Source organism: Archaeoglobus veneficus SNP6, assembly GCF_000194625.1.
GTDB lineage: Archaea > Halobacteriota > Archaeoglobi > Archaeoglobales > Archaeoglobaceae > Archaeoglobus_C > Archaeoglobus_C veneficus.
The window spans coordinates 972141-987688 of sequence record NC_015320.1; the positions used below are offsets into that span (position 1 = coordinate 972141).

General features: G+C 49.9%; 12 protein-coding genes and 1 pseudogene. 10 read left to right on the top strand and 3 right to left on the bottom strand.

The window, feature by feature from the left end:
- Window positions 1-64 precede the first annotated feature (64 nt).
- From ARCVE_RS10800 to ARCVE_RS11745, 9 genes and pseudogenes are all read left to right on the top strand, one after another.
- A complete protein-coding gene (locus tag ARCVE_RS10800) occupies window positions 65-487 on the top strand; it encodes a 4Fe-4S dicluster domain-containing protein (protein WP_052302969.1) in 423 nt (140 codons plus the stop codon).
- Window positions 480-1271, top strand: coding sequence for a CoB--CoM heterodisulfide reductase iron-sulfur subunit B family protein (locus tag ARCVE_RS05585; protein ID WP_013683794.1), 792 nt, complete (start codon window positions 480-482; stop codon window positions 1269-1271). Before ARCVE_RS10800 ends, ARCVE_RS05585 begins: the two co-directional genes overlap by 8 nt.
- A gap of 157 nt (window positions 1272-1428) precedes the next feature.
- Window positions 1429-3822 (top strand): CO dehydrogenase/acetyl-CoA synthase complex subunit alpha, encoded by a 2394-nt coding sequence (cdhA, locus tag ARCVE_RS05590; RefSeq protein WP_013683795.1) that lies wholly within the window; start codon window positions 1429-1431, stop codon window positions 3820-3822.
- A 4-nt stretch (window positions 3823-3826) separates the two neighbouring features.
- On the top strand, window positions 3827-4393 hold the full coding sequence (cdhB, locus tag ARCVE_RS05595; protein ID WP_013683796.1) for a CO dehydrogenase/acetyl-CoA synthase complex subunit epsilon: 567 nt from the start codon (window positions 3827-3829) through the stop codon (window positions 4391-4393).
- Entirely contained in the window at window positions 4374-5879 is a 1506-nt protein-coding gene (gene cdhC, locus ARCVE_RS05600) for a CO dehydrogenase/CO-methylating acetyl-CoA synthase complex subunit beta (RefSeq protein ID WP_013683797.1), read from the top strand. Before cdhB ends, cdhC begins: the two co-directional genes overlap by 20 nt.
- 14 nt (window positions 5880-5893) lie before the next feature.
- Window positions 5894-6637: an ATP-binding protein gene (locus ARCVE_RS05605; protein ID WP_013683798.1), complete on the top strand. Its 744-nt coding sequence runs from the start codon at window positions 5894-5896 to the stop codon at window positions 6635-6637.
- Window positions 6621-7889: a CO dehydrogenase/acetyl-CoA synthase subunit delta gene (gene cdhD, locus ARCVE_RS05610; RefSeq protein WP_013683799.1), complete on the top strand. Its 1269-nt coding sequence runs from the start codon at window positions 6621-6623 to the stop codon at window positions 7887-7889. The genes ARCVE_RS05605 and cdhD overlap by 17 nt, the downstream gene beginning before the upstream one ends.
- Window positions 7886-9286 carry an acetyl-CoA decarbonylase/synthase complex subunit gamma gene (gene acsC / locus ARCVE_RS05615; protein WP_013683800.1) on the top strand — a complete coding sequence of 467 codons (1401 nt, stop codon included), beginning with the start codon at window positions 7886-7888 and terminating at the stop codon, window positions 9284-9286. Before cdhD ends, acsC begins: the two co-directional genes overlap by 4 nt.
- Window positions 9287-9465: 179 nt before the next feature.
- Window positions 9466-9707, top strand: a pseudogene (locus ARCVE_RS11745) (nucleotidyltransferase family protein).
- A 567-nt stretch (window positions 9708-10274) separates the two neighbouring features.
- Here the strand turns inward: ARCVE_RS11745 and ARCVE_RS05625 are convergent.
- Window positions 10275-10925: an MjaI family restriction endonuclease gene (locus tag ARCVE_RS05625; RefSeq protein WP_013683801.1), complete on the bottom strand. Its 651-nt coding sequence runs from the start codon at window positions 10923-10925 to the stop codon at window positions 10275-10277.
- Window positions 10926-11155: 230 nt separating this feature from the next.
- A complete protein-coding gene (gene lonB, locus ARCVE_RS05630; RefSeq protein ID WP_013683802.1) occupies window positions 11156-13039 on the bottom strand; it encodes an ATP-dependent protease LonB in 1884 nt (627 codons plus the stop codon).
- A 139-nt stretch (window positions 13040-13178) separates the two neighbouring features.
- On the opposite strand from lonB, the gene ARCVE_RS05635 reads away from it, so the two are divergent.
- The gene (locus ARCVE_RS05635) at window positions 13179-13676 is read left to right on the top strand and encodes an HIT family protein (RefSeq protein WP_013683803.1); all 498 of its coding nucleotides are present in this window, start codon (window positions 13179-13181) and stop codon (window positions 13674-13676) included.
- 2 nt (window positions 13677-13678) lie between these two features.
- On the opposite strand, the gene iorA is transcribed toward ARCVE_RS05635, so the two are convergent.
- Window positions 13679-15544 carry an indolepyruvate ferredoxin oxidoreductase subunit alpha gene (iorA, locus tag ARCVE_RS05640; protein WP_013683804.1) on the bottom strand — a complete coding sequence of 622 codons (1866 nt, stop codon included), beginning with the start codon at window positions 15542-15544 and terminating at the stop codon, window positions 13679-13681.
- Window positions 15545-15548: the final 4 nt, after the last annotated feature.

Consider the following 15548-nt stretch of genomic DNA (forward strand, 5'->3'; position numbering starts at 1 on the left):
ATTCATATCTATTGTCACTAAAATGATAGATAGTGTTAAATTACGCAGCACGGTTCGGCGCTGCATGGGTACCTGCTACCAGTGCGGGACGTGCACGGCTGACTGTCCGGTTGCGAGACATGCAGAGTTCAATCCAAGGAAGCTGATGCTCGAACCGGATGGAAAACTTAGCTGGCTTTGTGCAACGTGTTTCAAGTGCTACAGGTGTCCGAAAGATGTCAAGCCGTACGAAGTGCTGGCGGAATTCAGGAGCAGAGATGTAAAGGAAGGAAGCTACCCGGCGTACGTTCGAGCTTTCGTTGACGTTGTGAAAAACTACGGTGAGCTGGATGAAGCAGCCCTCTTTATGAGGTTACTGAGATCCGGGAAGATTATGGACATCTCGCTAATCCTTGCTGCCCTCAGGATGAGACGGGTGTCACTGCCTGTAAAATCCGAATGCGCCAGCGAGGTTAGGCGAATATTCGAGGTGGTTGGGAATGCGTAAGTTTGCTTATTTTCCGGGGTGTTCGTCGAAGCAGAGTGCTGTAGAATACGATCTGTCGGCAAGGGTTGTGGCTGAAAAACTCGGAATTGAACTTGTTGACTTCAATGCCAACTGCTGCGGCACACACGTAATCGAGGAGTACAGTAAAGACATCTGGTTAGCTCTGAATGCGAGAAATCTCGCAATAGCCGAATCTCTTGGTCTTGACGTGCTTACTCTGTGCCCGGCGTGCTACCTCAACATGAAGAAGGCGAACTCAATGCTCAATACAGAGCTTGAGAGAATAAACAGCATTTTGGCGAAAATTGGGAGAAGTTATTGTGGAAAAACGAATGTTTTTCACATAATTGAGGCTGTAGTCGAAGCGAAGCCAGAAAAAGATGTTAAATTCGAACCCAGCATGAGAGTTGCGCCCTACTATGGATGCCAGCTTCTCCGCCCGCCAGAGATATCTGGCATCGACGACCCCGAGAATCCCTCAATTTTCGAGGAATTGCTCGAAGGCATCGGCTATCATGTTGTGGACTTTCCTGCAAAGACAGATTGCTGTGGTGCAACACTGTTACTTCAAAATTCGGCCATCCACCGATCCATGTCTCTTGAAATAATCAGAAAGGCAAAAAAAGCTGGGGCAGAATGCATCGCGACACTCTGCCCGCTGTGCCAGTTCTCTCTTGAAGTTGTGCAGACAAAAACGGTTGTGCCTGTATATCCTTTCACCCGGCTCGTTGGGGCATCTATAGGCGTGGAGGGATTCAATGTACACGTTTTTAAAAATTTGTAACACTTTTTTAGTACTAAAATGCAATAGAGTAATAACTCAATTATAAATACCGATAATTTTAAAAAGCCGATGTGTTAGAGAAGAGCAAACGCGTGATGGATAGTGTAGAATATAACTTTGGGCTAAATTAATAATATTCAGGTTTGGAGGGGAAGAGATGGATCTCGAACTCAGAGAAGGTATATTCGTACTGGATGAGATGAGGAATGTAAGCATAAAAATCGGCAGGATTATTGATGAAGAGGAGGAGAAAGAGAAGGAGTGGGAGCCCCTTGGTCCCACACCAAAACCCCACATTCTCGACTTAAGGCACTGGGATCGCAGACTACTCGAGCGCTACGAGCCAATTTACGCACCGATGCAGGATTTCTGTAACCTTTGCACAATGGGGCCGTGTGAGCTTTCGCAGAACAAGGAGGGTGCTTGTGGAATCGATTTGAAGACCCAGAAAGCGAGGCTTGTAACCCTTGCGTGCCTCATAGGTGCTTCATCCCACACAGCACACGCCAGACACCTCGTCCACTACCTCATCGAGAAGTTTGGTCATGATTATCCAATCGATCTTGGGGGCGATATAAACGTCGAGGCACCGAACATCAGGCTTGTATTCGGAATCAAGCCCAAGAAACTGGGTGACCTCGAAAAAGTTCTCGACTATGTGGAACAGGACCTTGTCAGAATTCTTCATACGACGCATACTGGACAAGAAGAAGACCACCTCGACTACGAGTCAAAAGCAATGCATGTGGGCATGCTTGACCACGTTGCCATGGAAGTTGCAGACATCGCACAGGTTGTAGCATTCAACTATCCTCTCGGCGACCCCAATGCGCCGTTAATTGACATCGGCTTTGGTGTGCTTGAGACAGAAAAACCGGTAATTCTCGTCATAGGACACAACATTCTTCCTGCGAGGAACATAGATGATTATCTGAGGGAGCACGGACTCGAGGATGAGGTTGAAATCGCTGGCCTGTGCTGTACAGCCATCGACACGACTCGCTACGACCCCAAGGCCAAGATAGTTGGAACGCTGAGCTACGAACTGAGAGCGATAAGGTCAGGCATTCCCGATGTGGTTGTTACAGACGAGCAGTGTATAAGAGCAGACACCCTTCGTGAATGCTCCAAGCTCGGAATTCCTGTCATAGCATCATCGGAAGCCGCAGCAAGAGGTCTACCTGACAGAACTCACGAAAACCCCGACGTAATAGTCAACGACCTCGTGAGTGGGAGAGCGAAGGGTGTGCTGATTCGCGATCCGGACAAGGTTGGCGAGATAGCCGTCAGAGTTGCCATGGAGATCAGAAAGAAGAAGGGTAAGAAGCCGCCCTTCATGAGCGAAGAGGAGCTAAAAACCGAGATTGACAGATGTACGGGCTGTATGAACTGTGTTTTTGCCTGTCCACACAATTTAAGGATTGACAAGGCGATGAGTGCTGCGAAAGATGGAGATTTCAGCGTGTTTAAGACTGTCGAGGATTCATGCATTGCATGCGGGCGATGCGAGCAGGTTTGTCCGAGGGACATCAGGATAGTTGACGTTATCATGAAGGCGAGCTACGACAGCCTTGTAAGAAAGACTGGCAAGATGAGAGCTGGAAGAGGTCCAATTCAGGACACTGAAATCAGAAACGTTGGTCAGCCAATAGTTATGGGAACGATTCCGGGAATAATTGCTCCAATAGGCTGTCCCAACTATCCAAAAGCGAGAAACGAAATTGTGGAGATAATCGAGGAATTCCTCAAACGCAAGTTCATTGTTGTCTCATCTGGCTGTCACGCAATGGATTTAGGTATGTACAGAGACGAGGATGGTAAGAGCCTCTACGAAAAGTATCCGGGAGCTTTCGACGCTGGCTGTCTGACAAACGTTGGTAGCTGTGTTGCAAACAGCCACATAAGCGGAGCAGCGATAAAAGTTGCCAACATCTTTGCCATGCGCCCGCTGCGTGCAAACTATGCAGAGATAGCAGACTACATTCTCAACAGAGTTGGAGCCGTCGGCCTTGCATGGGGGCCGTACAGTCAGAAGGCTGCGAGCATCGCAACAGGTTTCAACCGCCTTGGCGTTCCTGCAGTTGTTGGGCCTCATGCTGCCAAGTACCGCAGGGCTTTCATAGGTAAAGTCTGGAAGAAGGAGGACTGGTGGGTTTACGACATAAAGTCGAAACAGCGCATGTACGTCGAGCCGTGCCCAGATGCGCTGCTCGTTGTGGCGGAAACGAAAGAGGAGGCAATCGTACAGCTTGCGAGACTCTGCATAAGACCTGCAGACACGTACATGGGCAGACAGATCAAGCTGACTCACTACATAGAACTCAGCAAGAAGTACCTTGGCTGCCTGCCGGATGACTGGCACCTCTACGTGAGGACAGAAGCAGACCTGCCGCTGAAGATGAAGGACGAACTTCTCAAGATACTCGAAGAAGAGCACGGATGGAAGATAGACTGGAGCAAGAAGAAGATTCTCGAAGGACCAATAAGGCCGTACGACTCCGGATTTAATCCGACGATACTTGAAGAAGTCTTCGAAAAGTACGCGAGGTGATCGCATGGCCGAAGCAAAAAAGAAGGTTAGGAAGCCTCCTGAAAAGCTGTTCAACACGGCCGACATTCAGGCCAGCAGATCGGCGAAGCTGATCAAGCCAGATGTACTTGCAAAAATGGTCGGCAGGGCAAAGAACCCTGTACTGGTTACGGGAGGAAAGTTACTTGAGGACGAAAAGCTCGTTGAATATGCGGTAAAACTATACGAGAACGGTGTTGCTATTATCGCAACGGGAGCATCGAGCAGGCCCTTAATCGAGAGGGGTGTTGAGCCGCAGGCGTGTGTTTTCACCCTGCATCACGTTACCCAGTTCTTGCTCGACGAAAGCTGGAGTGGTTTTAAGGGCGAGCCGTACGACCTCGTTCTTTTCCTCGGATTCGAGCCGTACTACCTCTCCAGAATGCTGTCTGCTTTGAAACACTTTTCCAAGCTGACAACGGTTAGTATAGACGCATTCTATCAGCCACACGCAAGGTTCAGCTTCCCGAACACCCTTGATCTGCATCACGAGATTCTTGAGGAGTTTGTTACTGCCCTTGGAGGTGGCAGCGTTGGAAAGAAGGAAGATTGAGATTCCGGAAGGAGTTAAGACGAAGGTGAGTGTGGGGGAGGAGCTGGACTTCCCCTTCGACATCTCTCCGATGCATGAAGGAGAGCGCATCAGGAAAGGAGAAATGTACGTGGAACTTGGAGGGCCAAAACAGCCAGGATTCGAGCTTGTAGTCGCTCTAAAGCCTGAAGAAGTCGAGGACATGAAGGTAACGCTCATAGGTAGTGACCTCGACGAACTCGAGGAGGGCAAGGCACATCCGTACGCGATGATATACTATGTTGCGGGCTCGCAGGTTGATCCTGATTTGGAACCAATCATAGAGCGAAGAAATCACGACTTCCAGAACTTCATAGAGGGCTACATGCACCTCAACCAGAGATACGACGTCTGGGTTAGGATAAGCAAGGAAGCTGTCAAGAAGGGACTCAACAGTCTAACCCAGATAGCGAAGGCGACGATGATGCTGTTCAAGAACGAGATGCCGTTTATTGAAAAGATCGAGGCACTATACATCACTGACGGAGAGCTTGTCGAGAAACTGCTGAAAGAGTACGCAATGCCGATATACGATGAAAGAGATGCAAGAATTGAATCGCTCCATGACGAAGATGTCGAGGAGTTCTACTCGTGCACGCTCTGTCAGAGCTTCGCTCCAACCAACGTGTGTATAATAAGTCCCGACCGCCCGTCGCTTTGTGGAGCCATAACGTGGTTCGATGGAAGGGCTGCAGCAAGGGTCGATCCGGAGGGGCCAAACAGAGCCGTGCCCAAGGGCGAGGTCATCGACCCCATTGGCGGTGAGTACACCGGCGTTAACGAATTTGCTAAGGATGAGAGCGGTGGAGAATGCGAGCGCATAAAGCTCCACAGCTTCTTCGAGTATCCGCACACATCCTGCGGGTGTTTCGAGGTTATAGGCTTCTACATGCCGGAAGTCGATGGGATAGGCTGGGTGCACAGGGGCTATGGAGAGCCTGCTCCCAACGGCCTGACGTTCTCCACCATGGCCGGGCAGACGGGTGGAGGAAAGCAGATCGTTGGGTTCCTCGGCGTTGGTGTGGGCTACTTCAGAAGCAAGAAGTTCATACAGGCTGATGGAGGATGGTACAGGGTTGTGTGGATGCCCAAGGAACTCAAGCAGAGAATTGAGAAGTACATACCAGAGGACATTAGGGACAAGATTGCGACTGAGGAGGATGCAAAGACAATTGACGAGCTGAAGGAGTTCCTCAAGAAGGTAAACCATCCGGTCGTTACGGGTGTTGTCAGGCCGGTTGATGGAGCGAAGATAACAGAAGGCTGGGTTGAGGAAAAGAAGGAGGCAGAGGTGGAGAAGGAAGAGATGAAAGTAGAAGAGACAAAGCCAGCAGCTCCACAGGTCTCTTTCACACCATCGGGCATAAGCATAACACCTCCAGGTACGCCGGGGATAAAACTCGTGATAAAGAACGCAAACATTTACATCGACAAGATAGTCCTGAGAAAGAAGAAAGAGGAAGAGTAGGAGAGGTCTCCTTGGTGGTAATTGCCGTCACAGGAAAAGGGGGGACCGGAAAAACCCTGATTGCTGGTCTGCTCGTCCGTTTGCTGGCGAAAAAGTACCGCGTGCTGGCGGTAGATGCAGATCCAGATGCAAATCTCGGTGAGGCGCTTGGAGTTGAGAGCTACAAAACACTTGGCGAAATCAGGGAGATATTCCAGCACAGCAGGGATGACATGATTTCGATAAACAAGGAGAGCTGGCTCGAGGGAAAAATCTATGGCGAAGTAATATACGAAGCGGAAGACTTTGACCTTCTGGTTATGGGAAGGCCAGAAGGAGAGGGTTGCTACTGCTTCGCCAACAACCTGCTGAGAGCCGTGCTGAGGAAGCTGATGAGACACTACGATGTGATCATCGTTGACTGCGAGGCGGGGCTTGAGCACATAAGCCGAAGGACTATAGATGGGGCGGACATTATATTGATTGTAACCGATGCATCGAGGAAAGGTCTCATGACTGCGAAAAGAATCAGGGAGCTTGCAGAAGAGCTGAACCTCAGGGCGAGGATATATCTTATTGCCAACAGGGTTGAAGGTAGCGCGGTGCAAGCAATCGAGGAATTTGCGAAAATTGAGGGATTCAGCCTCCTTGACATCATCCCCCCTGACGAAGAAGTTACGAAGGCCGATATTGCTGGCGTTCCCGTACCGCTCAGTAGTGAAGTTGCTAAAAAGGTTGAAAAGCTTGCAGAGGTGTTAGTCTGTGAAGCTAACTCTTGAGGAATTTTTCAAACTCCTTAGCAAGTACGAGGTCGAAGAAATCGAGGGGCTCAGGCTTGAAGGAGATATAGAAATTGAGATAGAGGAAGGGGCGGGCTTCGCCCATGTGGTCAACGAGATAAACCTCGCGATGCAACACCTGATGAACGCCCTCTCCATGCTTGGCGCTCCGGTGTCTTTGCCCGGAGTCGAAGTGCCTGCTGCTCCCGCAAAAGAGCATAAAATGCTTTTAGAGAGGCGATTCGAGCCCTTTCGTGTAGAGTATCCCGGACAGATACAGGAAGTCCAGCTTGGAGCTACGAGGAGTGAGGGGGGCAGCAGGGAGAGGGTAATTAAGCTCGGCGGGGAGAAAAGCCTGCCGTTCTATCTCTTCGATGCCTCTCAGCCGAACCTTCCGGCCATATCCATCGACGTTTTCGACAAGCCCGTTCCGCTTCCCAAGGCTGTGAGGGAGCACTACGAAGACGTGATGAGTGATCCGGCGGAATGGGCGAAGAAGGTCGTCAACAAGTTTGGAGCGGATGCCGTTACGATCCATCTCATCAGTACTGATCCTCTCCTCGATGACACACCGCCAGGCGAGGCTGTGAAGGTCGTCGAAGACGTACTTCAGGCTGTTAAGGTACCAATTATAGTTGGAGGAAGTGGTAACAAGGAGAAGGACCCAATCGTACTTGAAAAAGTTGCGGAGGTTGCTGAAGGAGAGCGCGTGATGCTGGCGAGCGCAACTCTTGACATGGACTGGGAGAGGATTGGAAACGCTGCCAAAGAATATGGCCACGTTGTCCTTTCGTGGACTCAGATGGACATGAACAGTCAGAAGACCCTGAACCGCTACCTGCTCAAACGCCTCGGGCTGCCGAGGGATAGCCTTGTCATGGATCCCACCACTGCAGCCCTCGGCTACGGTTTGGATTACGCGTACACGAACATGGAGAGGATAAGGCTCTCTGGCCTGAAGGGAGATGAAGACCTCGCGTTCCCAATATCGAGCGGTACAACAAATGCCTGGGGAGCGAGAGAGGCGTGGATGAAGGACTCGCCTATCGAAGGTGACACGCCATGGGGGCCGAGGGAGCTTAGAGGCCCGCTATGGGAGATTGTTACGGGTTTAACTCTCTCGCTTGCGGGTGTTGACATCTTCATGATGATGCATCCTGCATCCGTTGCCGTCCTGAAAGAACTCATTTCAACGCTCGGAGGAAGAAAGGGCGAAACGAAGGTGGGGGACTGGGTTGGTGTTGAGCTATGAAGGTTAAGAGCCCGCTTGAGATTTACAAGCTCCTTCCAAAGACCAACTGCAAAGAGTGTGGTTACGACACGTGCATGAGCTTTGCAGCCCATATTATCGACAGAAGTGCCAAGGTTGAGGATTGCAAACCCCTTGTGGAGGCTGCAAAGCAGGACGAAAAAGCGAGACAGGATCTCGAAAAGCTCATAGAGCTGACTTCTCCCGAAATTGACGAGATTGTAATCGGGAAAGACCTGAAAATCGGTGGTAAGGAAGTCCTGCACAGGCACGAACTCACGTTCTTCAATCCCACAGCCCTCTTCTTCGACGTTTGGGATACAATGGACGACAAAGAAATCGATGAGCGGTGCAGCAGGGTCGTTGAGTACAGGAAGTTCTACGTCGGAAAGTTCCTCACCCTCGACGGCATAGCTGTGAGATGTACATCCAACAATCCCGAGCGGTTTGCTGAGGTCGCCAAGAAAGTTGCCGGTTACGGAAAGCCCGTGGTTCTTGTCAGCTTCGATGCAAACTGCATGCGTGCAGCTCTCGAAGCCATTGCAGAACACAATCCTCTCGTCTATGCAGCAACTCCCGAAAACTGGGAGGATTTCCTCGAGCTTGCCATGGAATTCAACGTTCCGGTTGTTGTGAGGAGTTCAGATCTCGACATGCTGAAGAGCCTTGCAGCTACCTTTAAGGCCGAAGGCGTCAAGGTGGTTATGGACCCCGTAACGGAGCCGGCTGGGGAGGGGCTCAGGAAAACTTTTGAAAGGGTCGTTCAACTGAGGAGAACGGCAATTCTCGGCGATGACAAGGAGGTAGCGTGCCCCATCATGATTACACCCATCGCCGCGTGGATGGTTGAGGGCGATGCAGTGAGCAAAGCGTACTGGGAGACTGTAATAGCCTCTCTGTTCATCGTGAAGTACGGAGATGCGATGATTCTCCACAGCCTTGAGCCGTACACGGTGATGCCCCTGATAACCCTAAGGGCGAACATCTACACTGACCCGCGCACACCTGTGCAGGTTGAACCGGGACTGAGAGAGATAAACAACCCGACGCAAGACTCGCCGGTCTTCATAACGACGAACTTCGCCCTGACTTACTACACCGTCGAAAGCGATCTGCAGAGTGCAGGCATATCGGGCTGGCTGCTCGTCCTCGACACCGGTGGACTGGGCGTTGAGGTGAGCGTTGCCGGCGGGCAGTTCACTGCGGGGAAGGTTAAGGAGCTGATGGAGAAGACAGGCGTTGCGGAAAAAGTAAACCACCGCTACCTCGTAATCCCCGGCTTAGCGGCGAGGCTTCAGGGTGCTATAGAGGATGAAACGGGCTGGAAAGTTCTCGTAGGCCCGACAGATTCCGGTAGAATAAAAGGCTGGCTCGAGCAGCACTGGCCTCCTAAGAAGTGATTTTTACTTTTTGAATCTTTCTTTGGCTGCGAAGGTCTTTTGTGGAACTTTGAGCAAAATACAAGGGATTAGTAGAATAGGGCAGAAAGTTTATTTTGGAAGTAAACGCTCCTATATAGTGATAGTCCTATGATGACTTTAGGAGAGATTAAAAAATACTCGTAGAACACAAAGACGAGTTGAGAAAGAGGTTCGGCGTAAAGGAGATTGGTATTTTTGGTTCATATGTTAGGGGGAGCAGAAAGAAACGAGTGACGTGTATGTTCTTGTTGAATTTGAAGAAGTTCCTACCCTACTCGATTTTGTTGAATTGAAATATTACCTCACGGATATACTGGGTGTCAATGTCGATCTGGTTATGAAGAAGACTCTGAAACCGAGAATAGGCAGGCGCATTTTGGAAGAGGTAGTGCTAATATGAGGCAAAGAGCTGCAAAAGATTATGTAGAAGACGTTGTCAATGAAATCAGAGAAATTTGTGGAAAATGTCCGTAGTTTTGAAGAATTTAAAGAAAATAAAATGGTCGTTTACGATGTATCAGAGCTTTAGAAGTCATTGGAGAGGCAGTAAAGCATACGTTACACTGGATGTAGAGTATATATTAATTCTTCAGAAAAGGAGAACCGAGAAAGTTTAAACCAAAAGATCCGTTAAGATACGCAAGCAAGTACACTAAAGAAGAAAGAGATAAGTTGTTCAGCCAAATTTGGGACGATATAAAAAGGGAGAGACAAACACATCCAAAAATAGCAAGGAGGACTGCCGCATATCCTGAAGAAATACTGCGAAGGCTAATCAGAATGTTTTCGGTAATGGAGACACGGTTTTAGATCCTTTTCTTTGAACTGGCACAAGAACGAAGGTAGCAATCGAACTGGAGAGAAACTCGATAGGCTATGAAATTGATGAGAGCTTAGAGCCAACAAACAAAGAAAAAAATCGGAGTAAATCAGAGAAGGTTAGAAACTGACTTTAGAGTGGATCTATTTATCGTAGCAGGCGGGAGTAGTCTATTACGATTTTTTTCTTATCCTTTACCTTTTTGTATACAATCAAGTGCCCTTTAAGCTCTTCTGTCAGGTGTTGTTCTTGATCTAAGTACGTTTTTGGTTTGATGGAGACGGGAACTTCTTTATTGTCGATGATCAGTACTCCGTCGATACCTTTTGATTCTTCGTCAGGCGTGGCAAGTCTGTAAGTTGAATTAAGTTCTTCTGCGACCTTTTTTAAGATGGCTTCCTGCAGCACGAGACCTTCATACGTTTTGATGAGAACCAAGTCTTCAACCCACCTTCTCACGATTTCTTCATCTAATTCATCCAATACTTTTTTGAAATTTTCAAGCATGTTATGGACTTTATTTGTTGCAAGTTTAATGGTATTTGGATATTTTCTAGTGTACCAGTCTTTCCACTCTTCGTACGTCCAGCCACCATCTTTTTTGAATTCTTTAATTAATTCAGTCATTTGGCCTACAGTTTTTGGTCTTGTTCCGTGTGAAAATCGATTTGCGAGGTTAATCAACAGTGATGCATATTTCGGGAGTTTAGGCTCTTGAGGCAAATCAAGAAGAGTTCTTACTTCTTCGTAGGATATTTCAATTCTCCCTTTTTCCTTTGCCTCTTTTGTTTTAGTCACACAATCACCAGATGCGAGAATGTTTGAGAGTATTTAAAGTTTTTAATTTTGTATGGTCTTGGATTCTTTCTCATTATTTCTCTCTAAAAAACTGCTTCAACTACTCAATTCCGAGCATCATCAGCTTTCGTCATCCTTTAACACTTCACCGCTGACACCCAGCTCTTCCTGTTTTGCCTCGAGAGAATGCTCAGAGAGCTTAGCGAGGAAGAATAGAATAAAAACAAAAGTCAGACACGGGCAATCTGCCTGAGTTTGCCTATGAGCTTCTCCTTTCCGTCGCCCACAAGAGCGTGTTCGAGCACCTCATCTATCCTCGAAACAGGTATGATCTCTATCTTACCCTCGTGCGCGGCATCCAGCATAACGTCGTCGAGGTTGTCCTTCGGGATAATCACCTTCTTCAGTCCCGCCTGAATTGCTGCCTCAATTTTCTGGGTTACTCCTCCAACCGGCAGAACCTCGCCCTTAACCGACAGGCTACCAGTCATCGCAACGCTCTGATCGACTGGAATACCCTCTATTGCCGAAATGACTGCCGTTGCGATACTTATACTTGCCGAGTCACCCTCTACACCCTCGTACGTTCCAACGAACTGGATGTGGACGTCCTTGTTTGATATGTCTCTTCCCGTGAATTTCTTTATGATTGCTGAAACGTTCATGACTGCCTCCATGGCGATTTCCTGCAGTCTGCCCGTAGCTATGACTCTGCCCTCTTCCTTGCTTATTGCCGGCGTAACTTCGGCGATTATGGGCAGGACTATGCCCGCAGACTCGCCTATTACTGCGAGACCGTTCACCTTGCCAACTTCTGCCCCCTCTGTCGTGAACAGTCTGTAGTCCTTTCTGCGTTCGAGGTACTTGTCTGCAAGCTGCTCCTCAATGGTCCTTGCAATCTTCTTCGCTGCCAGCACGTGCTCGAGTCTTACCACGCTTGCACCCTCGCCTTTGGCTATGTCGCCTGCAGTTCTCACAAGTCCTCCAAGTTCTCTCAGCCTCAGCGTCAGGTGGTATCTCCTTCCAGCCCTTCTTTTTGCCTCCTTGATAATCTCCGCAACCGCATACCTGTCGAAGTGCGGTATTTTTCCGTCTCTCCTGACCTCCTGCGCAACGAAGCGAACGAGCTTTCTTCTGTTCTCAGGTGTGTCCTCCATGGAGTCGTTCATGTATATTTCGTATCCGTAGCCCTCTATTCTGCTCCTCAACGCAGGATGCATTCCCATCAGTGCGTCGAGGTTGCCTGCAGCGACAAGAACGAAGTCACATGGTACTGGCTCTGTTCTGACCATCGCTCCGCTCGACCGCTCTGACTGACCTGTAATCGGGAACTTCTTTTCCTGCAGCGCTGTAAGCAGCTTCTGCTGCGATTCGATGGTTAGGGTGTTTATCTCGTCGATGTAGAGCACACCTCTGTGGGCTCTGTGGATTGCTCCCGCTTCTACTCTCTCGTGGGCAGGTGTTTCGAGGCCACCGCTCTGGAACGGGTCGTGCCTGACGTCGCCGAACAGTGCTCCTGCATGTGCTCCCGTAGCATCTTCGAACGGAGCAGTTTTGCGCTCTGCGTTGTTGACGAGGAGCTTCGGAACGTTCCTCTCCTCCTTCGGCAGCATGTACCTCGCAACAAGGAATAGCATCGCAGCGGCGATTATACCCCAGATTATCTGCCCCTCGATGGCTGCATAGCCGACGATGAAGAACACGAGCATGAAGAGGAAGAAGTTCCTCGCCTGAGCCTTCTTCAGAGCCTCCTGCTTGTAAGCCTCAACGATCTCCTTACCCTTCCCCGCCGGAACAGTCCTTATTTTCGGCTGGTTTGGATCCTCAGGATTTGGATAAACGAGTATATCCTCGAGCTCCTCCTTCGGGAGCAATTCGGCCATGGCCTTTGCGAGCATGGATTTACCCGTTCCGGGAGAGCCGATGAGCATTACGTGTCTTTTCTGCACTGCAGCCTTCTTTATCGCCTCTACTGCATGATCCTGGCCGATAACCTGGTCTATGAGCCTTTCAGGTACCTCGATCTCAGCAGTCGTCTCGAAATCGAGACCACCGAGAAGCTCCTTGACGCTGTTCTCCACACCCTCGCTTACACCCTGGCTTTTAGCGTCCATGCTGCTTCAACTTGCTTCAAATTAACTTAAATATGTTTTGTGCTATCTGCTTTTCAGACCTCTGAATTTTGCATTTCACATGTAACTGGCAGCAAGCAATGAAACGAAAAGTTAAAGCTCTGCAAACGAATCCGGCAGCATGGAGCGACTCTTCGCGCCCTGGAGAATCAGGTACATTCTTGCCCCGAAGTACGAGGGCTGCATATTCTGCGATTTTCCTAAGCAGGACAGGGATAAGGAGAACCTGATACTGTACAGAGGGAAGAAGACGTTCATAATGATGAACCGCTATCCCTACAATCCCGGTCACGTTCTCGTTTCGCCCTACAGGCACGTTGCAGAGCTTAGCGAGCTGGAGATGGATGAGAAAGTCGAACTAATCGAGAACATCGACTTAATCATAGAGGCGATCAGGAGGGCGATGAACCCCGACGGCTTCAACGTTGGTCTGAACATCGGAAAGGTTGCGGGGGCGGGGATGGAAGCACACCTGCACTTCCATGTTGTTCCGCGATGGAACGGCGACACGAGCTTCATGCCAGTGTTTGCTGACGTTCAGGTGGTGCCGGAGGCTCTGGAGGAGACGTACGACAAGCTGAAGGAAGCTATTGAGTCGATTAAAAGAGATGAAAAATAAAGTTATTTCGCGGGTTTTATTGCCTTTTCCGGGCAGATTCTGCTGCAAACCCCGCACGCGATGCATAGCGCCGCATCGATTACCGGCTTTCCGTTGATTACGTATAAAGCCGGACACGCGAACTCGGTAACGCACTTCATGCAGAGGTTGCAGTCATCGGTTACAGTGAAAGGCCTTACTTTCTTGCCCTTCGCCTTAAGCTCTCTTCTCCGCAGTATGGCGCACTTCTGGCGGGAAACGACGACAGCAACGCCATCATGCTTCAGCGCTTTTTCAAGCGTCTCGACGAGCTTTCCAATGTTGTAAGAATTAACGACCTCTACGAACTCCACACCCATTCCTCTCGCCACGTCTTCTATGCTTACCGCCTTTCCTTCTATGCCACATCCCGCACTGCTAACTCCCGGATGAGGCTGGTGGCCGGTCATGCCCGTCGTCGAGTTGTCGAGAACAACAAGCACGAACTTTCTGCCGTTATGCACTGCATTTACGAGGGCAGGCAATCCAGCGTGGAAGAACGTAGAATCGCCAATGGTTGCGATTATGGGATCCTTTATGACATAGCTCAGTCCGCACGCAATGCCGACACTCGCACCCATGCATACGCAGGTGTCAACCCCCTCGAAGGGTCTGTTTATTCCGAGGGTGTAGCAGCCTATATCGCCTGGCAGTGCAGCGTTGCCGGCAGCGTTTACAACCTTCCTTATCGCGTAGAACGTCGCTGCATGGGGGCAGCCGGGGCAGAATACCGGGGGGCGAGGAGGAGCAAGGGACGCGAGCTCTCTGCCCCTTTCAAGAATTGCATCGTAGTCCATGCTCGGCTTAATGCCGAGAGCCTTTGCGATCCCCTTTTCAACTACTGCCACGTTGTACTCGTAACTCATGGGGAAAAAGCCGTTCGTCTTCCCGTAGACCTTTAGACCGGGTAGGATAGCTCTAACGTGCAGCTCGATGAAGGGGTCAACCTCCTCGACTATGATGACGCCGTCGAGCTGGGAGGCGAACTCCTCTATCAGCTCATCCGGAACGGGATACATGGATGAGAGCTTTAAGACCGGCAGATTTACACCAAGCCTCTCCATTGCTTCCTTTGCGTAAGCGTAGCTCAGTCCGCACGCAATGACACCTATGTTGCCCTCGCCATCCTCTATCCAGTTTCCGTCCCACCTCGAGAAGTACTTCCTGATCTTCTCCATCTTGTCCAGGAGCTCAATCTTCAGTCTCCTCGCGTGGGCTGGCAGGATAACGTCTCTCTGCGGGTTCTTCTTCCACTCCACCTTCTCGAAGGACTTTTCTGGCAGAGGAGATAGTTCAACAACGCTGCTCGCATGGCTCAGCCTTGTGTACGTTCTCAGAATCACAGGAATGTTAAAGCGCTCTGAAAGCTCGAAACAGAACCTGGCAAAATCCTTTGCTTCCTGAACGCTCGATGGCTCTATTACGGGCAGGTTTGCTGTCTTGCCGTACCATCTGTTGTCCTGCTCGTTCTGACTGCTGTGCATGCTTGGATCGTCAGCGGTAACGAGCACGAAACCGCCTCTCGCCCCGATGTATGCGAAACTGAAGAGCGTATCGGCCGCAACATTAACACCAACGTGCTTCATCGCTGCCATGCTGCGCTTTCCTGCAAGCGAGGCAGCCATCGCAACCTCTACAGCAACCTTTTCGTTGGCCGAGTACTCCATTACGAAGTCGAGCTTTCCCTTGAGCATCTCGCAAGCTTTGCTCAGCGTGTCGCCTATTTCTGATGAAGGTGTACCGGGATAAGCTGCAAAAACGTCAATTCCTGCTTCAAGCGCACCTCTCGCAATAGCTTCATTTCCGAGGAGAAAAACTCTACCCGATTCTTTGAGAACATCTTTCAGCATGCTG